19 protein-coding genes and 3 tRNA genes are annotated in these 22,717 nt (G+C 56.5%); 11 read left to right on the top strand and 11 right to left on the bottom strand.

All coding sequences use genetic code 11. The features are described from left to right. Positions 1 to 3 precede the first annotated feature (3 nt). On the top strand, positions 4 to 456 hold the full coding sequence (locus ACOZ42_RS05380; protein WP_003804721.1) for a TM2 domain-containing protein: 453 nt from the start codon (positions 4 to 6) through the stop codon (positions 454 to 456). Positions 457 to 506: 50 nt separating this feature from the next. Here the strand turns inward: ACOZ42_RS05380 and ACOZ42_RS05375 are convergent, their stop codons facing one another. Together ACOZ42_RS05375 and ACOZ42_RS05370 are read right to left on the bottom strand one after the other, a co-directional pair. Then, the gene (locus ACOZ42_RS05375) at positions 507 to 2,207 is read right to left on the bottom strand and encodes a SulP family inorganic anion transporter (protein WP_003804722.1); all 1,701 of its coding nucleotides are present in this window, start codon (positions 2,205 to 2,207) and stop codon (positions 507 to 509) included. Between the two features lie 357 nt (positions 2,208 to 2,564). Continuing rightward, positions 2,565 to 4,670: a heavy metal translocating P-type ATPase gene (locus tag ACOZ42_RS05370; protein ID WP_426345835.1), complete on the bottom strand. Its 2,106-nt coding sequence runs from the start codon at positions 4,668 to 4,670 to the stop codon at positions 2,565 to 2,567. Positions 4,671 to 4,958: 288 nt separating this feature from the next. On the opposite strand from ACOZ42_RS05370, the gene cadR reads away from it, so the two are divergent. Then, positions 4,959 to 5,390, top strand: a complete 432-nt coding sequence (gene cadR / locus ACOZ42_RS05365) for a Cd(II)/Pb(II)-responsive transcriptional regulator (protein ID WP_003804724.1) — start codon at positions 4,959 to 4,961, stop codon at positions 5,388 to 5,390. Between the two features lie 31 nt (positions 5,391 to 5,421). On the opposite strand, the gene ACOZ42_RS05360 is transcribed toward cadR, so the two are convergent. From ACOZ42_RS05360 to ACOZ42_RS05350, 3 genes are read right to left on the bottom strand one after another with little or no spacing between them, the layout of a single operon-like run. Next, the gene (locus ACOZ42_RS05360) at positions 5,422 to 5,832 is read right to left on the bottom strand and encodes a DUF6691 family protein (protein WP_003804725.1); all 411 of its coding nucleotides are present in this window, start codon (positions 5,830 to 5,832) and stop codon (positions 5,422 to 5,424) included. A 9-nt stretch (positions 5,833 to 5,841) separates the two neighbouring features. After that, positions 5,842 to 6,270, bottom strand: coding sequence for a YeeE/YedE family protein (locus ACOZ42_RS05355; RefSeq protein ID WP_059317953.1), 429 nt, complete (start codon positions 6,268 to 6,270; stop codon positions 5,842 to 5,844). Beyond that, positions 6,260 to 6,586 carry an ArsR/SmtB family transcription factor gene (locus ACOZ42_RS05350; RefSeq protein ID WP_003804727.1) on the bottom strand — a complete coding sequence of 109 codons (327 nt, stop codon included), beginning with the start codon at positions 6,584 to 6,586 and terminating at the stop codon, positions 6,260 to 6,262. Before ACOZ42_RS05350 ends, ACOZ42_RS05355 begins: the two co-directional genes overlap by 11 nt. Before the next feature lie 74 nt (positions 6,587 to 6,660). Here ACOZ42_RS05350 and ACOZ42_RS05345 point away from each other — a divergent pair, with 74 nt between their 5' ends. Both ACOZ42_RS05345 and ACOZ42_RS05340 read left to right on the top strand, forming a co-directional pair. Continuing rightward, the gene (locus tag ACOZ42_RS05345) at positions 6,661 to 7,527 is read left to right on the top strand and encodes an MBL fold metallo-hydrolase (RefSeq protein WP_003804728.1); all 867 of its coding nucleotides are present in this window, start codon (positions 6,661 to 6,663) and stop codon (positions 7,525 to 7,527) included. A gap of 117 nt (positions 7,528 to 7,644) precedes the next feature. Next, entirely contained in the window at positions 7,645 to 8,025 is a 381-nt protein-coding gene (locus tag ACOZ42_RS05340) for a SirB2 family protein (protein WP_003804729.1), read from the top strand. 76 nt (positions 8,026 to 8,101) lie between these two features. Here ACOZ42_RS05340 and ACOZ42_RS05335 read toward each other — a convergent pair whose 3' ends face one another. Further along, complete coding sequence (locus tag ACOZ42_RS05335) at positions 8,102 to 9,157, bottom strand: YeiH family protein (RefSeq protein ID WP_426345628.1); 1,056 nt, start codon at positions 9,155 to 9,157, stop codon at positions 8,102 to 8,104. Between the two features lie 101 nt (positions 9,158 to 9,258). Between ACOZ42_RS05335 and ACOZ42_RS05330 the strand changes: the two genes are divergently transcribed. Beyond that, the gene (locus tag ACOZ42_RS05330; RefSeq protein WP_003804731.1) at positions 9,259 to 10,164 is read left to right on the top strand and encodes a LysR substrate-binding domain-containing protein; all 906 of its coding nucleotides are present in this window, start codon (positions 9,259 to 9,261) and stop codon (positions 10,162 to 10,164) included. A 120-nt stretch (positions 10,165 to 10,284) separates the two neighbouring features. Next, positions 10,285 to 11,505 carry a DUF3734 domain-containing protein gene (locus tag ACOZ42_RS05325; RefSeq protein WP_219235853.1) on the top strand — a complete coding sequence of 407 codons (1,221 nt, stop codon included), beginning with the start codon at positions 10,285 to 10,287 and terminating at the stop codon, positions 11,503 to 11,505. An 18-nt stretch (positions 11,506 to 11,523) separates the two neighbouring features. On the opposite strand, the gene ACOZ42_RS05320 is transcribed toward ACOZ42_RS05325, so the two are convergent. Beyond that, a complete protein-coding gene (locus tag ACOZ42_RS05320; RefSeq protein ID WP_426345627.1) occupies positions 11,524 to 12,444 on the bottom strand; it encodes a DMT family transporter in 921 nt (306 codons plus the stop codon). 286 nt (positions 12,445 to 12,730) lie between these two features. On the opposite strand from ACOZ42_RS05320, the gene ACOZ42_RS05315 reads away from it, so the two are divergent. After that, positions 12,731 to 12,806: transfer RNA gene (locus ACOZ42_RS05315), tRNA-Asn, on the top strand. Positions 12,807 to 13,063: 257 nt separating this feature from the next. On the opposite strand, the gene ACOZ42_RS05310 is transcribed toward ACOZ42_RS05315, so the two are convergent. Further along, positions 13,064 to 14,206, bottom strand: a complete 1,143-nt coding sequence (locus tag ACOZ42_RS05310) for a porin (RefSeq protein ID WP_003804735.1) — start codon at positions 14,204 to 14,206, stop codon at positions 13,064 to 13,066. A 554-nt stretch (positions 14,207 to 14,760) separates the two neighbouring features. Here ACOZ42_RS05310 and ACOZ42_RS05305 point away from each other — a divergent pair. The 3 genes from ACOZ42_RS05305 to ACOZ42_RS05295 all read left to right on the top strand — a co-directional run bounded on the left by ACOZ42_RS05305 (position 14,761) and on the right by ACOZ42_RS05295 (position 18,422). Beyond that, positions 14,761 to 14,836: transfer RNA gene (locus tag ACOZ42_RS05305), tRNA-Asn, on the top strand. Between the two features lie 749 nt (positions 14,837 to 15,585). Then, complete coding sequence (locus ACOZ42_RS05300) at positions 15,586 to 17,163, top strand: Na/Pi cotransporter family protein (protein WP_426345626.1); 1,578 nt, start codon at positions 15,586 to 15,588, stop codon at positions 17,161 to 17,163. 170 nt (positions 17,164 to 17,333) lie between these two features. Continuing rightward, on the top strand, positions 17,334 to 18,422 hold the full coding sequence (locus ACOZ42_RS05295) for an AI-2E family transporter (RefSeq protein WP_003804737.1): 1,089 nt from the start codon (positions 17,334 to 17,336) through the stop codon (positions 18,420 to 18,422). A gap of 106 nt (positions 18,423 to 18,528) precedes the next feature. Here ACOZ42_RS05295 and ACOZ42_RS05290 read toward each other — a convergent pair whose 3' ends face one another. Next, the gene (locus ACOZ42_RS05290) at positions 18,529 to 18,912 is read right to left on the bottom strand and encodes an MAPEG family protein (RefSeq protein WP_131071891.1); all 384 of its coding nucleotides are present in this window, start codon (positions 18,910 to 18,912) and stop codon (positions 18,529 to 18,531) included. Positions 18,913 to 19,023: 111 nt separating this feature from the next. Here ACOZ42_RS05290 and ACOZ42_RS05285 point away from each other — a divergent pair. After that, a tRNA-Thr gene (locus ACOZ42_RS05285) sits at positions 19,024 to 19,099 on the top strand. Positions 19,100 to 19,426: 327 nt separating this feature from the next. Here ACOZ42_RS05285 and ACOZ42_RS05280 read toward each other — a convergent pair. Continuing rightward, a complete protein-coding gene (locus ACOZ42_RS05280) occupies positions 19,427 to 20,824 on the bottom strand; it encodes a glutamate decarboxylase (RefSeq protein ID WP_426345625.1) in 1,398 nt (465 codons plus the stop codon). A gap of 190 nt (positions 20,825 to 21,014) precedes the next feature. Continuing rightward, positions 21,015 to 22,706, bottom strand: a complete 1,692-nt coding sequence (gene aspT, locus ACOZ42_RS05275; protein WP_003804740.1) for an aspartate-alanine antiporter — start codon at positions 22,704 to 22,706, stop codon at positions 21,015 to 21,017. Between the last annotated feature and the right edge of the window lie 11 nt (positions 22,707 to 22,717).

The raw sequence follows: 22,717 nt of genomic DNA, 5'->3' as shown, positions 1-22,717 counted from the left end.
ACCATGCTGCAAAAAATCATTCTGGGCATTGCCATCTTTTTGATCGTCATGCTGGGCCTGACTTTTGGCGAAGCCATTCTCCGCTACCTCGCGTCCTACCTGGGGTTTCTGTTTCATGACTTCGTCGACCTGATGCGTGAAGTCCAGCAATACCTGACAGTCCACTGGGGCAAGGCATTGATCGCCCTTCTGATCACCATCCCGCTGGTCATCTGGATCTCAACCAGCAAGAAAGACGAGCTGACCAAACCCAACAGCCATCGCAAGATTGCCATTGTTCTGGCAATTTTCCTGGGCTGGCTGGGCGTGCACCGTTTTTACCTGGGTCAGATCGGCATGGGCCTACTGTTCCTGGTTTTATTTGCCATCTGGTCCCCGCTGGCCTACTTTCTGGCCTTGATCGACGCCCTGCGCTATGCCTTTATGGGTGACGATGAGTTCAAACTGCTCCGTTAAGCCTTCTGCCATTGCCCACAGCCAGCGGTGACCGAACCCGCTCTCCAGGCCTACGGGGCCGCTTGCACGTCCGAGCTTGCCGCCCCGTTGTCCTGACCAGACCGATGGTCCAGTGTCGCGCTGACACTGTCCCAGGCCGTCTGCAAACTATCGAAAACACGCTGGGCATGGATTTGTTTGAACAAGCCCATGCGAATCAGCTTGCGAGTCACTTTCTCATTAGCCTCGCACAAGGCGACCATGACATTGCGCTGCTCCAGCTCTGTCAGAGCAGACTCCAGGGCCTGCATGGCAGTGGCGTCCACAAAAGGCACATAATTCAGGCGCACGACCACCGCTCGAATTGGCTCTGGCACGGACAGCAGTGCGCGATTGACTGCTTCAACACTGGCAAAAAAGTAAGGACCTTCCAGGGTCAGCACCGAGATATCCTGACGCAGCTCCTGGCTAAAAGACACATCCAGTGCCCGCTGCAAACGACGGCCCTCCAGCGCCCGTACCTGCACTCCGTCAGAGGTGCGTTTGAGCACGTACAACATGGCCAGGATCACCCCGATATTGACGGCCACCACCAGATCCGCGAACACGGTCAGGGCAAATGTCACCCACAAAATGAACAGGTCAGCCCGGGGCATGCGCCGCTGCAAACGCAGCAGCAACTTGGCCTGACTCATATTCCAGGCCACCATGAACAAAATGGCAGCCAGTACCGTCAAAGGAATATATGCGGCCAAGGGCGCCAAGAGCAGCAGGACCAGCACCAGAAAAATCGCATGCACCACACCAGCAATGGGACTGTTACCGCCATTGCGAATATTGGTGGCGGTACGGGCTATCGCCCCCGTGGCGGCAATCCCGCCAAACAAGGGTGAGAGCACGTTGGCAATCCCCTGGCCGACCAGCTCCTGATTGGAGTCGTGGCGTGAGCCTGTCATCGAATCGGCCACCACTGCGGACAGGAGAGACTCGATCGCCCCCAACATGGCGATGGCAAAAGCCGGCCCGATCAACTCCACCACACGGGTCAGCGTAATCTGCGGCCATTGGAAAGCGGGCAAGCCACTGGGCAAGGCGCCAAAGCTGGAACCGATGGTCGCTACAGACTCAAACCGAAACACGGCCTGCAGCAGGGTGATGAAGACCAAAGCCACCAAGGGCCCAGGCAAGCGCGCCAGGGACGGAATCTTGGGCACAACGATCAAAATAGCCAGGGTCAACATCCCTAGCAGCGTGGTTGCCCAGTCCAGAGACGGCAGATTATGCAGCAGGAACCAGAGTTTTTCGTGAAAGTGCTGGCCTTGAACGGCGGGCAGACCGAAGAAATCCCGCCACTGCCCTACCCAGATAATCACGCCTATACCGGCCGTAAACCCCACAATGACCGGATCGGGGATGAAGCGGATCACCGCCCCCAGGCGCAACAGGCCCAGCAGCAGCAAAATCACCCCGGCCATCAAGGTGGCAATCTGCAGCCCGGCCACGCCATGCTGCGCCACCACGCCGGACAAGATCACAATAAAAGCGCCCGTAGGCCCTGCAATCTGAACCCGACTCCCGCCAAATAATGAAACCGCCAGACCGGCAACAATGGCGGTATACAAACCCTGCTCCGGCTTGACCCCGGAGGCAATGGCAAAGGCCATGGCCAGCGGCAAGGCCACCACGCCCACCACCAAACCGGCCAGCACATTATTCAGCCAATATTTTCGCCCTAGAAATCCGGCTCGACCCGCCTCCAGCAGTGCAATCATCGCGCGTCCTTATCATGCCCAGCCTGCTCGACACAGATAAGAAACAAGCGGGGCCTACACTCAAATGGAGGCTTAATGATACTACCGCGCACGCCGCAACCTTCACGTTAGTGATGGCCTTATTTGATGACGCTTAAAAGAAACCCCATGCTGCGCCCGCGGCTTGCGCTCCAGCTCGCGACCTGCAGGCCGTTCAAACTGGCCTGGCACACAGCAGTCTGTGATGCATTACTGGGGGTTAGAGCTCATCCCCAAGGAGCCCATTTTGACCGAGAGGGGGAGCCGAGTTTGGGGGCAGCCCGGCAATAAAAAAACTCCACCTCAATCAGGTGGAGTTTTTTTTAGCAAACAAGAGGGTTACGCGTTCCGGGCACGCAGCAGACGCAAACTGTTCAATACCACCAGCAGGCTGGCCCCCACGTCGGCAAACACAGCCATCCACATGGTGGCCTGACCGGTCAGAGCCATCACCAGGAACACAGCCTTGATGCCCAAGGCCAGGCTGATGTTCTGCCACAGCACAAAGTGTAAAGCCCGGGACTGACGCATCAACACGGCAATCTTGCCCAGATCATCGTCCATCAAAGCCACATCGGCCGTCTCGATCGCAATGTCCGAACCCAAAGCACCCATGGCGATACCCACATCCGCACGAGCCAGGGCGGGGGCATCGTTGATGCCATCGCCCACCATGGCTACCAGGCCTTTACCCAGTTTTTCCTCAATCCGATCCAACTTGTCTTGTGGCAGCAAACCACCTCGAAAATCCTGGATTCCGGCTTGCTGGGCCACATGGCGCACGGCTTGCTCATGGTCACCAGAGAGCACCTCCACCTGCACACCCAGCGCCTGCAAGTCACGGATCGCCTGTGTGGTGGTGGGACGCAGCGTATCGCTCATCGCGAACCAGGCCAGCAAACCTTGCTCGTCCCCCAGATACACCATGGTGGCACCACTTTGCACGGCCTGCAGCTCGGCCGGGCTGGTCTGGGCCTGATGGGAGCCCAGCACCCAACTGCGCTTGCCCAAACGCAATTGACCCGTCACACCTTGCGCCTGCACACCGTTACCCGCTATCGCCTCGAACTGATCCAGGCTTAATGAGCCCGAACTGACACGGCCTCGTGCAATCGCCTGAGAGGCCGGGTGGTCAGAACGCTCGGCCAACGCAAGCGCCATGTCCAGCACATCACCATCCGACAGGCTCTGACGCAGGCTGCCATATTCGCTCAAGGAAGGCTCGCCCAGGGTCAATGTGCCCGTCTTGTCCACAGCCAGATACCGCAACTGTCGGGCACGCTCCAGATACACGCCCCCTTTGATCAAAATACCGGCGCGTGCGGCGCTCGCCAAAGCACTGACCACCGCCACCGGGGTGGAAATCACCAGAGCGCAAGGGCAGGCAATCACCAGCAAGACCAGAGCCCGATACACAGACTCCGTCCAGCTCACCCCCCCCATCAGGGGCAAGGCCAAGGCCATCACCACCGCGGCAAGCACCACCAATGGGGTGTAGACACGCGAGAATTGATCCACAAAACGCTGAATGGGCGCCTTATTGGCTTGGGCTTCCTGAACCGAGCGCGTGATACGAGCCAGCAAGGTTTCATCGTGCGCGGACTGCACCTGATACACCAGCTCGCCCATGCCATTAATCGTCCCGGCAAACACCTCGTCGCCGGGGGCCTTGTCCACGGGCGCACTCTCGCCCGTGATCGGAGCCTGATTAACCGTGCTTACACCTTGCAAGACCTTGCCATCCAGGCCGAAACGCTCCCCGGGCGCCACGCGCACCTGCCAACCCGCCTGAACCTGATTGGCCGGCATCCGTTGCCATTGGCTACCATCCGTACTGACCAGCACCTCATCGGGTACCAGCTTGAGCAAGCTGTCGACCGCACTACGAGCACGATCCAGAGAGCGGGCCTCAATCCATTCTGCCAGACTGAACAAAGACATAACCATGGCCGCTTCCGGCCACTGTGCCAGAATCACCGCGCCGGTTACGGCAATACTCATCAAGGCATTGATATTGAGCTGACCATTGCGCAAGGCAATCCAGCCCTTTTTGTACACCTGCACGCCGCCGGACAGGATCGCCGCCCCAGCCAGAACCACAATCAGCCACTCCGGGGCCGCCAGCCAATGGCTAATCTCGGCGCCCAAGGCCAGCACCACCGCAGCGACAATGCGAACCAGTCCCTGGCGGGGCGAGGCTGCTGGCACCGGCGCCTCGTCAGCCATGCGAGGCTCAAAGCCCAAACCGCGCAATGCATTCAATACCTTGTCGCGTGCCCCTTCTGCATGCTCCACGGTCAGGACACGCTGCATCAGGTCAAAGCCCAGACTCTGTACCTGGTCCAGACGTTTCAGACCCGAACGGATCATATTCTCTTCGGCCGGGCAGTCCATATCGGCAATATGAACCACCAGCCGCGTGTCGGTGCTGGCCGCCAGCGCCACTGTAGGGCCAACAGCTGGGCTCGAGCAGCACGCTCCTTCATGGGCCTGGGAGTCTGGACGAACCTGATCATGCTCATGACTATGGTCATGGCTGTGATCGCCCACGGCGTGTTCATGATCGTGGCTATGCGCATGGTCGTGCTCAGCCGGACGAACATTGGCTGCGCCCTGCCCTTTGTCGAACCTTGATGTCTTGTTAGCGGATGTCATCGCAATTCCTCGCTGCTTGCATGAGCCCAGTAGAAAGCCTAAAGTAACTACAAGGTCAAGCCCCCTGGAGGCAGAGCAATGAAAATTGGTGAACTGGCAGAAAAAAGCCACTGCAACACGGAAACAATCCGCTATTACGAGAAGGTCGGACTACTGCCCGAACCTGAGCGCAGCGAAGGCAATTACCGCTTGTATCGTCCGGTTCATCTGGAGCGGCTGCGGTTTATCCGCAATTGCCGCAGCCTGGATATGACCCATGAGGAAATCCGCAGCCTGCTGGCCTTTATGGATGGTCCAGCCCAGGACTGTGCCCCCGTCAACGAACTGCTGGATGAACACATTGAACATGTGGCGGTGCGAATTGCCGAGCTGGAGCATCTGCAACAGCAATTGACCGAACTGCGTCACCGTTGCGGACAAGCCGGAGGCCTGGAGCACTGCGGTATTTTGCAAGGCCTGGTCAATATGGAGCCGGATCACGTTCCGGCTCCCAGCACCCACTTGGGTTAACCCGCGTGGGCCGCACATGTGAGCCCGGCAATTAAGTGCGCACCCGGCCTGCCACCCCCATACCGATCAGCATCGCGACCAGAAAGACAAGCGCCAAGGGAGCGCCGGAGGCTGCCAACACCACCGCCGGCCCTGGGCAAAAGCCGGCTATCCCCCACCCTGCCCCAAAGATCAAGGAGCCCAATACCAGTGGACGATCGATCTGCCGTTGCTTGGGCAGGTTCATGGGCTGGCCCGTCACGAACGCGCAAGGACGACGACGCGCCACGCTGAAAGGAATAATGGCCACGGCAATAGCGGCTGCCATCACCAACGCCAAAGACGGGTCCCAGGCTCCCGCCAGGTCCAGAAACGCCAGAACCTTGCTGGGGTTCGCCAAGCCGGAAATCAATAAGCCCAAGCCAAAAATGAGGCCGGAAATCAACGCGATGAAGTAATGCATGGCGGCTCCTTAAAGCACATGACGCAACACAAACACAGTCAAAAAACCGCTGGCCATGAAAGCCAGGGTCGCCACCAATGAGCGCGGTGACAGGCGTGACAAACCGCACACGCCATGCCCGCTGGTGCAACCCGAGCCCAAACGGGTGCCAAACCCCACCAGCAAGCCTGCCACCACGACCCACATCCAAGGCTGGGCTTGTACTGGGGGTACGGTCTCGCCGATCAGGCGATACAGCCAAGGGGCCGCCGCCATGCCCAGCAGCGCCATCCAACGCCAGGCCCGGTCACCAGCCTGCCCGGTCCAGGTGCCCGACAGCAGCCCGGAGATGCCGAACACACGGCCATTAAAAAGCACCAGAATGGCCGCTGCCAAACCGATCAGGGCGCCCCCGAGCAGGGCGCTCCATGGGGTAAACGAAGTCCAATCAATGGTGATCATCAGTGCCTCCCGGGGCGCAAAAAATTCCATACAACGTCTGCATGACAGCCAGTACCGCCGGATCTTCCAGGCGGTAATACACGTATTTGCCTTCTTTACGGCTGGCAATGAGATTTTCCCGCCGCAATACCGTCAATTGCTGGGATAAGGTAGGCTGTGCAATACCGCTACGCTGAGCCAGCTCCCCCACATTGCATTCCCCCTGCACCAAGGTGCAGAGAATCATCAGACGGTCGGGGTTGGCCAGGCTAGCCAGCAGACTGCTGGCACGGCCAGCCACCTGCCGCAAGGCTTCCAGTTCAGTTTGATTCATATCATTCTACAAAAACACAATATATATTATTATATAATATCTTTTAATATTTTATAAGCACCACGAGGTCTGACATGCTCCAACCCCAGGTCGCCAGCTTCTTTCATACCGATACGGCCACTTTCACCTATGTGGTTTATGCGCCCGGCCAACGTGAATGCGCCATCATCGATTCGGTGCTGGACTATGACGCGGCCTCGGGCCGCAGCCACACCGCCACCGCTCAACAGGTGCTGGACTTTGTGCAGCAGCATCAACTTCAGGTGCAATGGATTCTGGAAACCCATGCCCATGCCGACCATTTATCTGCCGCGGTCTGGCTTCAGGAGCGAACCGGAGGGAAAATTGCGATTGGTGAACATATCAAGCAAGTGCAGGCCACCTTCAGCCGTATCTTTAATATAGAGGCCGAAATTCAGGCCAACGGCACGCCGTTTGATACTTTGTTTCGCGACCAGGAGTATTTCCAGATCGGTGCCCTCCAGGTTCAGGCCCTGCATGTCCCTGGTCACACGCCCGCGGACATGGCCTATCACGTCCAGGGACTGGGTGTATTTGTGGGCGATACCTTGTTCTTGCCCGATGTCGGCACCGCCCGTTGTGACTTTCCGGGTGGCAGCGCCAGTCAGCTTTACCAATCCATTCAACGCCTGCTGGCACTGCCAGCACAGACCGTCCTGTTCATGTGTCACGACTACCCGCCAGAAGGGCGCGAACCTCAATCCCATTGCACGGTGCAAGCGCAAAAAGAAGGCAATATCCATGTGCGTGACGGCATCAGCCAAGAGCAGTTCTGCGAGCGGCGCACGGCACGGGACAAAACGCTGGGCATGCCGCGCCTGATCCTGCCCTCCATCCAGGTCAATATCCGGGCGGGGCACTTCCCCGAGCCCGAAAGCAACGGTCAGGTCTATCTGAAACTGCCTGTCAATCTGCTCTAAGTACGGCGGACTTTTGCGTCGGGGCAAGTGTGAGCCCCGACACAGAAAAACTTTTGAGGCCCAGCCTGCGTATACTGCCTTTTTCTGCACCCTGAACTTCAGAAGGAAACAACAGGCATGACATACATGGTCCTCAAACACCTGCACATGACAGCCGCCGGGCTGAGTATTTTGTTTTTCATCATCCGGGCCTATTGGTCAGTCAGTGGCTCTGCCTGTCTGCAACATCGTTTTGTACGAATCGCCCCCCATGTGATCGACACCGTTTTGCTGGTCTGTGGCCTGGCATTGGCGGGCATGCTGGGTGCCGCGGCCAATCAGCCTTGGCTCATTACCAAAATCGTGCTGCTGATCGTGTATATCGTGGTGGGCAGCTATGCCATCAAGCGTGGCAAGACGGCTTTCAGCCGGGGGGTTGCGGCACTGATCGCGATTGCGATCTTTGCCTACATCGTGGGCGTGGCCATTTACCGCAGCCCTGCTTCCTGGTTCGTCTGAGCACCAGCCGGCTGCTCACAAAAAAAACCTGGTCGTGGCAGATTAAGCCACGGCCAGGTTTTTTTCCGGTTGCTTTTTACCAGACGCCAATCCAGCGCTGAACCAGCAAACTGCTGACGGCCACCGCTATCCACACCCCCAGTCCCAGCAAGGCAGGTCGCACACCGGCTCGGGCCATCACACGCAGGTCTGAACACAGTCCAATAGCGGCCAATGCCAGCACCATCAGGAACTCAGCCATAAAACGCAGCGGTTCCAGCCATTGCACGGGCACCCAGCCCATCGAGCGCACAGCTGAAGCCACCATGAACCAGACAATGAACCAGGGGAACACCCGCATCAGATCAAAATCCCGACCGGCCTGACGCGAGCGCCATACTTCCAGCCCGGCCAGAATCAGACAGATCGGAATGATCAGAGTCGCGCGAGTGAGCTTGACGATCGTGGCATGGTCGCCTGCCTGACGGCTGTAACTGTAACCAGCTGCCACCACCGAGGAGGTATCGTTGATCGCCGTGCCAGCCCATACCCCAAAGCCCGCATCCGACATATTCATCATGTGACCGGCCAAGGGGAACACCAGCACTGCCACAATATTGAAAATAAAAATGGTCGAGATCGCCAGCGCCGTTTCATGCTCTTCAGGCTTGAGAATTGGAGTGACCGCCGCAATCGCCGAGCCGCCACAAATCGCGGTGCCCACCCCGATCAGGGTACGCAGCTTGGACGCAATCCCCAGAGCGCGGCCCAGCAGCAAAGCCGTCACAAAGGCCACTGTCAATGTCACCAAAGTCACCGCCAGAGAATCCAAACCGGTACGCATTACTTGCGGCAGGCTCAGTCCAAAGCCCAGGCCGATAATTGACCACTGCAACAACACTTTGGACGAAAAGCGCAAGCCGGGCTGAAACAGCGTCGCCACGCCCATCGTGTTACGCAACACCATACCGAGCACAATGGCAAAGACGGGGCCGCCAATCAAAGGCCAAAGCTTGCCCAGGCCCATGGCGGCGACACCCACCGACACCGCCAACAAAAATCCCCACCAACGCGACGGCTTCAGAGAGAAACCCGATGTGTCCGGCGCCTTCAAGGCGGTAGGGGCTGCGGGTAAATCGGTCACACTGCTCATCGTGTCATTCCAGATAGGGTAATAAGTAAAAGTAATTTTAGGTTGACCCCGAGTATTAAAAAATTCATTATTACTTATCGTAAGTATCAATTTTATTTATCATGAACGCGATCAGCATCAGACAACTGGAAGTGTTTGTCGGTATAGCCACCTTAGGCACCGTGCGCGCCTGCGCGGCCCAGATTCACCTGTCCCAACCGGCGGCCAGCATGGCGCTGGCCGAACTGGAAAAGCAACTGGACAGCCCCTTGTTCGAGCGCACGCCGGGGCGTATGCAACTGACCAGTCGCGGCAAACAGTTGCTACCGCATGCACGTGAAATTCTGGAGCGCTTGCGCGAGATGCAAAGCCAGCAGGAAGAACGTGAATTGCGCGGTGAAATCCGCATCGGAGCCAGCAATACCGTGGGCAATTACCTGATTGGCGATCTGGTGGGGTCGTTTGTACGCCAGCACCCGCGCGTGTCTTTACATGTATCGGTCGACAATACGGCCAATATCATCAGCCAGTTACTGGAACACCGCTGCGATATTGCCTGCGTAGAGGGGCCGGTCAACCACCCCCAACTGGAGACCTGGATCTGGCGCGAGGACGCTCTGGTCGTCTGCGCCGCCCCCGATCACCCACTGGCAACCCGGACCACCCTGCACAAACAGGACTTTGCAGGCATGAACTGGATCATGCGCGAACGGGGCTCAGCCTCGCGGGCACTAACCGAACAAGCCTTGAATACATTACCCGGTGGACATGTATTGATGGAGCTGGGCCAGGTGGAGGCCATCAAACAGGCGGTCATCGCCGGACTGGGCTTGGCCTGCCTTCCCCAGGCGGCCACCCTGGATGCGGTGGCCAATCAGCGACTTCGTATTCTGGATACCCCCTTTCTGGATCTGAAACGTCGTCTGTCGCTGGTGCTGCATAAAGAGCGCTACCGCAGTCAGGTGTTAAGCGCCTTTGCACAACACCTGCACAACCCGCCAGCCGGCTCCTCGTCTCCTGAAAATTGACGCTAGTTTGCATTCTGGTCCGCGTTCTGACACACAGCAATGGTATTCTTGCTGCAGTGCAGCACAAACAGATGGGATCACCAGTCCCGATCTTTTGCCCCTCTTGAACCGAGCCCTGTCATGAACCTTGCCCCCATGCCGCAAGCGCAAGATACCCCCGATTTTGCCCGCCCATCCTATCTTCCCCCTTACGAGACTGTCGCCTTGGTACTGCAAGGAGGCGGTGCCTTGGGAGCCTATCAGGCCGGTGTGTACGAGGGATTGCTGGAAGCCGGAATCGAGCCCGACTGTCTGTCCGGCATTTCGATTGGCGCCTTGAACACGGCGATTATTGCGGGCAATCCCCCCGAGCGCCAGGTAGAGCGTCTGCGCGAGTTCTGGAACACCATTTGCGAACCTTATTTCGGCTGGTCTGGCCCAGCCTGTCTGGAGCGTGCGCTCTTTGGGATTAACGACATGATGCGTGAGGCGATCAGCGCCTTCAATGCCAGCAATGCGCTCGTTCTGGGCCAGCGCGGGTTCTTCCGTCCCCGCTTCCCCCCGCCTATGCAGGCCACGCCGGGCGTACCCGAAGGAGCCAGTTACTATGACACCAGTGCCCTGAAAGACACGCTGGAGCGTCTATGCGACTTTGATCGCATCAACGACAAGCGTCAGCGTATTTCAGTGGGCGCGGTCAATGTGGGCACGGGCAACTTTGTCTATTTTGACAACCATCGCACCGTCTTGCGGGCCGAGCACTTCATGGCCTCGGGCGCTCTGCCCCCCGCCTTTGCCCCGGTGGAAATTGACGGCCAGTACTACTGGGATGGGGGTCTGGTCTCCAATACCCCACTGTCTTATGTGCTGGATCAGTCGCCCCGCCGTGACACCCTGGTCTTTCAAGTGGATTTATGGAGTGCTCGAGGACCGGTCCCAACCAATATGGGTGAGGTCAGCGACCGCTTGAACGAAATCCGCTACTCCAGCCGGACACGTATGGTGACCGAGGACATGCGCCACTCGCAGTACATGCGTCATATCCTGACCGAACTGCTGGCGCTGATCCCCGAGGACCAGCGCAAAGAGCGGCTACCCTGCCGCCTGGCGGAAGAACTGGCCAGCAACAAGCGCTACAACGTAGTGCACCTGATTTACCGCAACCAGCCCTACGAGCAGCATTACAAGGACTATCAGTTTGGCCGCACAACCATGCGCGAGCACTGGCGCAGTGGCCTGGAGGATATCCGTCAAACCCTGCAGCATCGGGACAAGCTGAATATGCCGCAAAACCTGGCCGGCTTCACTACGTATGACGTGCACCGCGAAGACATTGAAAAAAGGTTGGCAGGCGGGAAATAAGCCCGCCCCGGCCTGCGCCTAGCGGCGGCTCAAAACCATCGCGCCGCTCAACACAAAGGCCGTGCCCAGCAATTGCATGAGCGTAATGGGTTCCCCCAAAAACCAGTTGGCCAGAAACAGTACCGAGACCGGCCCGATCAAGCCCATCTGCGCACTCATCGGTGCGCCAATGCGCTCCACGGCCCACATGGTCATGAAGGTGGGCAAGACCGTATTGCAGACCGCATGAATCATGGACAGACCATAGACCGGCGCAGGCTGCACCAGCCCCTGCCAGCCCAACACGGCGAAAAAGTGAATCAGGGTGTAGACCGCCGAAAATGACATGGCGTACGCCACCAGACGCGTGGAGCCAATGGATTTGAGCAACTCACCCGAGCCAATCAGATAGATGGCATAGGAAATAGCCGAGCCCAGCACACACAATGCACCCAGCAGAACGTCGTCACCTGTCAGGCTCAGATCCTGTATAAAGACCAGCCCTACCCCTAGATAAGCCAGCGCCAAGGCCAACCATTGCTTGGGCAGAATACGGCGCTTGAGGAAAATGGCCGAGAACATCAGCACAAAGGTCGGCGACAAAAACAGAATCAGCCGCTCCAGTCCTGCCGAAATGTACTCAAGCCCGATAAAATCCAGCAGACTGGCCAGGTAATAGCCCAGAAAACCCAGCACCACCAGTTCCAGCTTCTGCCGGCCGGTTAGCGCCGCCAGCTTGCCCTGTCGCACTTTGCGGATTTGCCAAACGGCAATGGCCAGGAAAAAAGGCAAGGACAGGAGCATCCGAAACCCAATGACGGTCAGCGCAGTGACATCATATTGATACGTCAGCTTGGCCACCACCGCTTTGGCCGAGAAAAGGATAGAGCCGCCCCCTGAGAGCGCCAGTCCAATCAAAAAGGAACTGCGCTGCGCACTGGAGCCTTGACGAGCTTGCATGGAGATTCATCACTTTGCAGGGCGACACTGTCAGCAAAACAGCCGCTGGCCCCGACAGAAAAAAGAGTCAATAAAAGCAAGAAGAATTCGATTCTACTCTTTGCCCTGTGCAGCGACCATGCCGCCCCACAAAGCGCACGCGCGTTCAGAGGGCTGAGAGTCGCCCCACGGCGGCCTGCGAGCAGCAAAAAAACAGACCACCCGCCATCCCGCCCAGATCCTTGCCATTTTTCCCTCTGAAAACTTGCACACTTTCCAAAATACATGCTATATTCTTTTTCTCTGGTCCCCGATAGCTCAGTCGGTAGAGCGACGGACTGTTAATCCGCAGGTCCCAGGTTCGAGCCCTGGTCGGGGAGCCAAGAAAACCGTCAAAATCAGCCCATCGCGTTTGCGTTGGGCTGATTTTTTTTGTGCATGTCTTTGTCCGTTACGCGGCACGCGTAGACCGCGTCATTAACATTTGGACAAACAAAATCCGATCCCAAAAAAGACAGCGGGCCTGCATCTCATGCAGGCCCGCTGTGGCTCTTTACCCTGACTTCGCTCCTGCTTGAGCCGGCGCCGCCGCTGCTAACGCACTACCCCGGCTCAAAATTGACCGAATCAGTCGGAAAGATCAGAACCGGTGCGTCACACCCACCGTGGCAACCGTGCTCTTGAGGTCGCTGTAGTAGCCGATGTTGCGAGCGTAAGAGCCAATTGCATACAGGCTGGTGCGCTTGGACAAATTGTGCAAATAACCCGCGCTGAACACATGCTGGGTCTTGGCATCATCCGTGCTGCGCGGTGTCGAACGTGGATCAGCCATCGTCCAGGAAGCCAGCACAGAACCTGCCTTGCCTGCCGGTACCGTCACGCCCAACGCATAGGAGTTGACCTTGAGGTCTTTATGCAAGCCGGGACCAAACTGCTCGGTTTGCAAGGAGCCGCCAATATACCCATTGCGGCTCTGACCAAAAGCGGCATGCAGCGTTGCAAAGCTGAACTTGTAGCTGGCAGCCAGGTTCCAGGCACTCACATTCCCGCTTTGGGCCGCCACCAGATTGCCGCCACGCTCGCGAGCAGAACCATAACGGGCCTGGTCAAAGCTCAGCGCGGCTTTCAAGGGACCATTGGTATAGCGCATGGCCACGCTGACGGCTTTCACGTTGGCCTCATCGCTGTTGATGGCATTACCACTCAAACCACTGCGATCCCACTGCTGAGGTCCGTTGGTGTTGAACGAGTAACCCGCACCGAACTGAAAACCGGAGAACTCGGGGCTCTGATAAGCCACCATATTGTCATAGCGAACCGTATTGGCCGAATCAAATGCCGCCCCTACGCCGTACTGATAGCCATTGCCACCAAACGGGCTGGCCACCCCCGCCACATACAGGGAAGTGACCGTCGTCTGACGACCCAGGTCAACACGCCCCCAGGACTCACCGCTCAAACCCAGACTTGCCTGACGGCCGAACAAGCGGCCTTGGCGCAGATTGCCAGTGCCCAGATCAAAGCCGCTTTCCAGCATGAAGTTGGCCTTGAGCCCGCCGCCCAGATCCTCGCTGCCCATCAGCCCCCAGCGGTTACCCATCCAACCCTGGTCATACAAGCCAAAACGACTGCGTTTGCCTGCCCCTCCCTTCATGTCGTCCCCTTTCCATTGTTCGTACCCCAGGCCCGTATCGACCACGCCATACAAGGTCACATTCGATGCAGCGAAAGCGGGAACTGCCAGTGCAGGCATCAGCAAAGCTGCCAAGATAGTTTTTTTCATGTTCTCTGTTCTCTGTTCTCTGTAAACGTCTGAATGCCGGAGGACTTATGATTTTTTCCGGCCTTGTTGTTCAAGTGCTGAGCCAGCCTGCCGACAAAAAGTCCCGGCACGAGCTCACTGCACTCCCTCCTCTGTCTTGACAGCAAAACACCCCAACCGGCACATCTTGAGACGCGGCTCAAAACAGGCTGGATAGTTGAGACCCATATACTGCAAGCATTTATATTTCAGACATAAACAATATTGATGTCAATCAACTAGAACTCGCATATTTGCTGGGTTTTATCCGCATTTTCCCTAGTTTTCTCATCTGTCGAGAATTTTCCAAAAGCCAGCCAGCAAGCCGCAAAGCCTTTAAACAAACGGCTTGCAACCATATGCTACAAATCGGCTTGACTGATTTATTGACCGGACGGTATGTTCCTGCCGAAAAACTCAGGATTTACGCCTATTGCCAAGCCTGCTCCCCAGTTTGCGTCGATGAAATTCACTTTTTCTAAAAATAACGCTTTACAAACCCGCAACCTTCACTCTATAATTATTTTCTTTGCTGGTCCCCGATAGCTCAGTCGGTAGAGCGACGGACTGTTAATCCGCAGGTCCCAGGTTCGAGCCCTGGTCGGGGAGCCAAAAATACCAAAGCCCAGCTACGCAAGCAGCTGGGCTTTTCTACGTCTGGCCTGAACCAAGCAAGTTCCTCGTTCATTCAATAGGGCCAATCACAACCATCATCAGCCGTGCCTACTCGTGCGGGTGATAGACCGACTCCCACAGATCCCGCTTTATCGACGCTGCGCAACCCGTGGATTGACGCACCGGCCATCCCGCAACGCGGTTTACCCCATGCCAGGACCCGCGGCTCTTGAGCGCAGGCGATCTCCTTTTGTCAGTTATCAGGAGTAAAACGCTCGGCTCCCCCTCCATCCTCTACCTCAATCGCGTACCCAGCCACTCTTTATAATCTTTCTTAATCAGCACCGGCGTATGCACTGTTAAGTCCTGAACTCGTTCCAGTTAGGCATCAAGGATAAAACTCGTCGTGCGCAAGCGCTGATGCGCCAGGACGGCATAGACATGCCACCTATGAACTCCCTATACCTGCTCAGCCCTCAAAGCGCCCTGCCGTCTGCCCCTGCAAGCCGGCTCCCCAACGTGTTCGAACCTGCGCTCTTTCCTAAGCACTAAAAACGTCAACGCTCTTATTCAATACAAAGAGCCTGCACTGCGTATGCCCTCTTCGTCGTCAGGAACAAGCCGTGTTCATCACTGGAGAATTTCACGCCATCTGCTAGCGTAACTGGCGATAATGCAGCATCCAACCTTTTGTCCGGGTTTGTCACACCTGGGCCTATCGATTATTCCGTTGTTCGCACGCTTCTATGCTTGATACTCTTTTCCCCTTTTTAGGGGGACTTGGCCTGTTCCTGATTGGCATGATGCTTCTGTCCGAAGGACTGGTCGCGTTTGCAGGCGGCTCCCTCAAACAGATACTGCTGGCTTTTACCGGTCGCCCCATCAAAGCCTTTGCCTCTGGGGCGCTGATTACGGCACTGGCCCAGTCATCGACAGCCACGACCGTCACCTTGATCGGGTTTGTCAGTGCCGGGCTGATTTCCTTTACACAAGCCATTGGCGTGGTTATTGGTGCCAGCCTTGGCAATACCGCTACCGGCTGGATCATTTCTGGCCTGGGGCTGAAAGTGAATCTGGGTTTTTACACCCTGCCCTTAATCGGTCTGGGGGCTTTGCTCAAACTGCTGGCTCCGGGTCGTCACAAGGAACTGGGCCGTGCCCTGGCCGGCTTCGGCACCCTATTTCTGGGCTTGAGCATGTTGCAGGATGGCATGCAAGGTCTGGCGGCCAACTTCAGCCTGGCCCACTTGCCTGCCGGCGGTTATGGCGCTCACGTGTTGATCATGTTGACCGGGCTGGCCCTGACCGCGGTGCTGCAGTCCTCGACGGCGGCCATCGCCATGACCTTGACCGCGCTGGATGCAGGAGCCATCAGCTTTGACCAAGCGGCAGCCATCGTCGTGGGAGCCTCCATCGGCACCACCCTGACTGGCGTTCTGGTCGCTATTGGCGGCACAATCTATGCCAAACGCACAGCCATTGCCTATATCCTGTTCAACGTCATTGCCGGTTTGCTGGGCCTGCTGATTCTGCCGCTGTTTCTCAAAGCCATGTACGCCACCGGCTCTTATATCAATACCTCTCCCGGAGCCCTGGGCCTGGCGGCCTTTCACAGCCTGTTCATTGGCTTGGGCGCCGCCTTGTGCCTGCCCTTTACCCAGCCTTTTGCCCGCTGGGTACAAAAGCTGGTGCCTGACCGGGCTGCTCGCCCCCCGCATCATCTGGACGACAGCCTGCTGCAAGTGCCTGCCCTGGCACTGGAGACCACACAACGCACCTTGCAAGAGCAGGCACAACGTTTGCTGAACCTGTATCAGCACAGTCTGGCCATGAGCCGCCCCGATACGGCAGCAACCGATCTGCAGCAGATCGGGACTGTACTCGATCAGGCTTACGAGTTTGTCTTGCGCATTCCCAGCGCGGCGGATGATCCAGCAGTGGCCGCCCACATCAGCGCGCTTTTGCATGCCATCGATCATATGCAGCGCCTGCGTAGCCGCTTACAGTACCAGCCGGGCACGGATCTGCTGGACCAACGCTACCAGCACGCCCGGAGCCTGGCGTCAGAACTGACTACATTGGCTCAGCAAAGCCTGCATGCACAAGCCCCCGTTGACTGGCAGGAGCAAATGCAGATTCGGGCTCAGTCTCAGGCCCAATTGCTGGATACGGTACGCGGCCAGCTTCTGGCTGCCCCCCAAGGACAGGACGATGTCTCGCGCACGTTGCGAATCACAGATACTCACCGCTGGTTTGAGCGCAGCAGCCAGCACATCTGGCGCGCCAGCCATTACCTGGAACTGGCCCGTCAGGCCAAGCGCTGACCTCAGGGGCCCAGCCCCTGCCCGCCGATTTGCCCCCGCCGTGACAAACAAGAAGGGCGCAGGCGTGTTTTAACGTCAGCAGAAACCCAATAAACAGATACCAAGATTCACTCCGGCAGTCAGGATTCCCCCTTACAATCGCCTCAAATTCACGCTAATGGAAAACTTCCATGTCCACCCGGCCAAATCTACAATTCCATACTTTTTTGCTTTTGCTGGCCGCAGTCTCCGCCGCCTTTGTCTGGATACTTCTTCCTTTTTATGGCGCGGTATTCTGGGGAGCGGTGCTGGCCATTTTGTTTGCCCCCCTGCAGCGCAAACTCCTGGCCAAAACCAAAGGCCGCCGTTCCCTGTCAGCCCTGATCAGTCTGCTGATCATTATCCTGATTGTCATTATTCCGGTCATCCTGATCTCTATATCCCTGGTGCAGCAGATCGCCTCCTTATACGATCTGATGAACAGTGGCCAGTTAAATCCCGGAGCCTATCTACAAAAGATCCTCAGTGCCCTCCCCCCCAGCGTCCTTGACTTTGCCGCCCGCTTTGGCCTGCATGACACCGCTTCCCTGCAAGAAAAGTTTTCGCAGTTCGCCGTTCAGGGCGGCCAGTTCCTGACCAAACAGGCGCTCAATGTCGGCCAGAACACCTTCCAGTTCCTGGTCAGCCTGGGCATCATGCTGTACATGCTGTTTTTCCTGCTGCGCGACGGGGTAGAGCTAGGCCGTCACTACCGTCAGTTGATTCCACTGAGCGAGAACCAAAAGACTCATCTTTTCCGCAAGTTCACCACTGTGGTACGCGCCACCGTCAAAGGCAATATTGCGGTGGCCGCCACACAAGGTGCGCTGGGCGGCGTCATGTTCTGGTTCCTGGACATTCAGGGCGCTCTGTTCTGGGGTGTCCTGATGGCTGTGCTTTCCTTGCTGCCCGCCGTGGGCGCATCGCTGATCTGGGCTCCCGTTGCCATCTACTTTTTCGTCTCGGGGCACTACGTCCCCGGGATTATCCTGACTACTTTTGGCATTATGGTCATTGGGCTGGTCGACAACCTGCTGCGCCCTTTGCTGGTCGGCAAAGACACCAAGATCCCGGACTACGTGATCTTGATCTCCACCCTGGGCGGTTTGTCGATTTTCGGCCTGAACGGCTTTGTGATCGGCCCGCTGATCGCCGCCATGTTCATCGCATGCTGGGATCTGTTTCCCTCGGCCATCAGCGCCCGGATTGAAGCAGAAGACCAGGAAAGCACCAACAAATAAAAACAGGCTGGCCTTATGGCTGGCCTGCTCGTCTTCACCATCAAGCATCTCAAGGGCGTGCTGAACACCGGTTTCATAAGGTGCCCAGCATGCCCAGCGCCGTATCTCAAGTCCGCAATACGGGCAAAAACACAATCCAGATATTGACCACGACGGCCAGGAACCAGACCAAGGAGCGCAAGGCTGCCTTGTTCATGATGTACATCAGCAAATACAAAACACGCAGCACAATCCAGGAAATCATCAGACTTTGCACACGCAGAGGATCGGCTCCTGACCACAACGCCAACAACACCGCCGCAAAAAAGAAAGGCAAGGCCTCAAACGCATTGGCCTGAGCCGCATTGGCGCGCGCCCGCCAGCCTGTCAACCCCGCCAGCCAGGGCCGCGGGTCATGATTATCAAAACCTGAACCCCCCGCCTTGGCACAAATGGCGGCCAACCAAGGCAAGAAAGCCGCTACCACCAAACCAATCTTGATCCCTAGCATCATCATCCCCTTAACAGGCTGAAAACGCTCAACATAGCATGTTGCACCTTTCATGCGCACAGAGAATTTACAAACCAGAAAAAAACAGGATATACTTATCGTCTTAGGTTAGCCGATGTAGCTCAGTCGGTAGAGCAGCTCATTCGTAATGAGAAGGTCGAGGGTTCGATTCCTTTCATCGGCACCAGCTAATCTAAAACCATTGAAACCCAACAATCAATACTCATAAAATCAATGGTTTCGCTTTCCCATACCGAAAGCAACTGATAGGCGCACTTTATGAAGCCGCTTGCGCTACTCAGATTAAGTTCTCGATATATCCGCCATACATGCCTGGGGTTGCAACCAAGCCTGCGTGCACCCTGCATCGTGCCCAAACGGCTAGCAGATGCTGGATGGCCTCCAGAACCTGGCTACCCCCCGTAAATTTCGACACGTTCATGCGGTGGAGCCTCTCAAAAAGAAGATTCCACGTCTGAGCTCATCGTTTTTACAGAGGGTTCACCGCGTCAAGTTAGTGATGAAAACCGCCAGACTCGTCCTGCTGCCCCTGTACGGCAACGGGATGGGAGGAGAAATAATCCAGGCAACGACGGAAGTCATCCAGCAAAAGGGAAGCCAGGTCACGCGTCACACCATGGCGCACCAGGATGCGTTGGATCACTAGATCCTGACGATTGGCCGGCATGGAGTAAGCAGGTACTTGCCAACCGCGCGAACGTAAGCGATCGGCCAAGTCATACAGATTGAAACCCGGATTCACGCCATCCTTGATCTTCCAGCACAAGGCTGGAATACCTTTATCAGGATCACCGTCAAACAAGATCTCAAACGGACCCAACTTGCCAATCTCGCTCGCAAGATAACGTGCCGTGTCATAGCAAGCGTTCTGAATACGACGATAGCCCGCTTTGCCAAGACGCAAAAAGTTATAGTACTGGGCCACGATCTGGCCGCCAGGCCTGGAAAAATTCAGTGCAAAGGTCGGCATGTTGCCACCCAAATAGTTCACATTGAATATCAACTCTTCAGGAAGATGGGCGGCATCACGCCAGAGCACCCAACCTACCCCCAGGGGGGCAAGCCCAAACTTATGACCCGAGGTGTTTATCGACACCACACGAGGAAGACGAAAATCCCACTGCAATTGAGGGGCACAAAAGGGAGCCAGAAACCCGCCACTGGCACCGTCAACGTGAATCGGGATATCCAGCCCCGTGTCTTGCTGCAATTTATCCAAGGCATCATGAACCTGCTTGACCGGCTCGTACTCGCAGGTGAAGGTGACACCCAAGGTGGGCACCACACCAATGGTGTTTTCATCGACGCGTTTTAATACTTCTTCGGCATTCATAATGAGCCGACCTTCTTCCATGGGAATTTCACGCAATTCCACATCGAAATAACGCGCAAATTTATGCCAACAAATTTGCACAGGACCGCAAACCAGATTGGGCTTATCGGTCGAAAGTCCTGCCGCACTGCGTTTCTTGCGCCATGCCCACTTAAGTGCCAGGCCTCCGAGCATGGCGGCTTCGGAAGAGCCCGTGGTCGAGCAGCCCAAGGTGTTCTTGGCGTCTGGAGAGTTCCACAAGTCAGCAAGCATGTGCACGCAGCGTGACTCGATTTCAGCCGTCTGGGGATACTCATCTTTGTCAATCATGTTTTTGTCGATTGACTCGTCCATCAGCTTGTGGACCTCCTCCTCAACCCAGGTCTGGCAAAACGTCGCCAGATTCTGACGGGAGTTACCGTCGAGCATCAGCTCATCGTGGACTACCTGGTACGCGTGCCTGGGAGCGTGCTCATGTTCGGGCATTTTGTACTTGGGCATGGAGACCGACAAATCGGTGGACGCGTAAACGTCATCGAGAAGGTCATTGCGGATATCATCCTTGGCGTGTAGAGGCATGGATTCCCTTTAGTAGTCGGTTGAAACAAAAGCTATTTATAAAAAATAGATACAGCAACGGTCGCGAACACTACCGGCATGACATTCGCACGGCTGGCCAATGACCTGAGTCCCGGTCACCGGCCAGCGCATTCATCACATGCCGCACTGATCTGTCAAAGCCGCATGGCGATCGATAAGTACAAGGGTCTTATTTCATCAACAGCACGATCACCATGCCCCAAAGGGTCAGTAAGGTATTGCTGATCGCATACGGCACCGTATAACCGAGCATCGGCACATTGCTTTTTGCGACATCGGCAACCATCGCCACCGAGGCAGTGCTTGTGCGCGCACCGCCGCAACACCCCAAATTAATCGCAGGATCAAAGCGAAAAATATATTTACCGATAAAAGGAGCAAGAATCATCGGGGTTGCTGTCGCGAATATGCCCCAGAAGAACAGCTCTATACCCACCTGCTTTACACCGTGAATAAATGTCGGACCAGCCGTGATCCCCACGACGGCGATAAATACATTCAGCCCTACCGAGTTCATGAACCAGAGCGTGGCGCTGGGGACGCTGCCTAATTTGGGCTTAAAGCTGCGCAGCCAACCAAACACCAAACCGGCAATAAGCGCTCCGCCCGAGGTGGACAGTGTGATGGGCACCCCTGCCACCGGCACCACAATGGCACCCACAAGACCACCAATGACGATGCCAAAGCCAACAAACACCATGTCAGTGACACTGGTCGGGCGATCCGCAAAGCCAAAAGCGTCAATAACCGCCTCCACGTGCTTGCGGCTACCACTGATGCTGACAATATCGCCCCGGTGCAGCTTGGTTTGCGCCTGTACGGGAATATCAACGCCCATAGAGCCTCGACGAATACGCGTCACATACACACCCCGTGCCTCGGCTCGTTTGGAGAGCTCCAGTAATGTTTGATTGTTTGCCGCCTTGCTCGTGACGACCATATCAATCGACTCAATAGGAATTTGCAGCAACTCCCTATCGGCCACTTCCTCGGCGCGGTTGGACCAGTCAACCAAGGCCTCATGACGCCCTGAAACCGCAACGATATCGCCCACTTGCAATAAGGTATTGTCGTCAAACGGAATAATCTTTCCATCGCGACGAAGATTCTCTAAAAAAAGTCGCTCACCAGACAGGGCTTCAGCTTGTTTAACGGTCTTGCCAGCAATAAAGTTCGGTGTGCTCAACTCGTAAGCACGAACAATGTGCTGATGCCATGCCGATTGAATGCCGCCCTCGGGGGCTCCGGCCGACATTTCTTTCTCATAACGAGCACACTCTTTTTGCAGGTCAATGCCAAGCAACTTGGGCCCAAGGTAAGCAATGACCCAGCCGGTGCCCAAGGTGCCGAACAAGTAGGTGACCGCATAGGCTACTGGGATGGCATCCAGTTGGGCCTGTATCTCCGTGGGCGACAACTCCAGTCGATTGATCGCGTTGGTGGCCAAACCGATGGAAGCGGAGATCGTTTGTGAGCCGGCCAGTAAACCGGCTGCCAGGCCGGGGCCATAGCCCGACAGCACCGCGGCCAGATAGACGAACAATAAACACAAGCACGACACGACAACGGCAAACACTGCCTGAGGCAGACCATCGTTGGCCACCCCCCGCACAAACTGCGGCCCGACGCCAAAGCCCACCGAAAACAAAAACATAATGAAAAAGACGGATTTGATCTGCGATGAGATCTCGATGTCGAGCTGTCCAATCAGCACGCCCGCCAGCAAGGTTCCAGTAACCGAGCCCAGACTAAAACTGCCTAGTTTTCTTCCGCCTACCCAATACCCAGCTGCCAATGCCAAAAAAATGGCCAACTCAGGGTAGCTACGCAAGGTTTGCTCTACCCAGTTCCAAATCAACATATTGAGCCCCT

Origin of the sequence: Alcaligenes sp. HNGD-HTN06 (assembly GCF_049932565.1) — a bacterium.
In the GTDB taxonomy this organism is placed as follows: domain Bacteria; phylum Pseudomonadota; class Gammaproteobacteria; order Burkholderiales; family Burkholderiaceae_B; genus Alcaligenes; species Alcaligenes ammonioxydans.
This window is presented reverse-complemented; position numbering and strand designations above follow the sequence as displayed.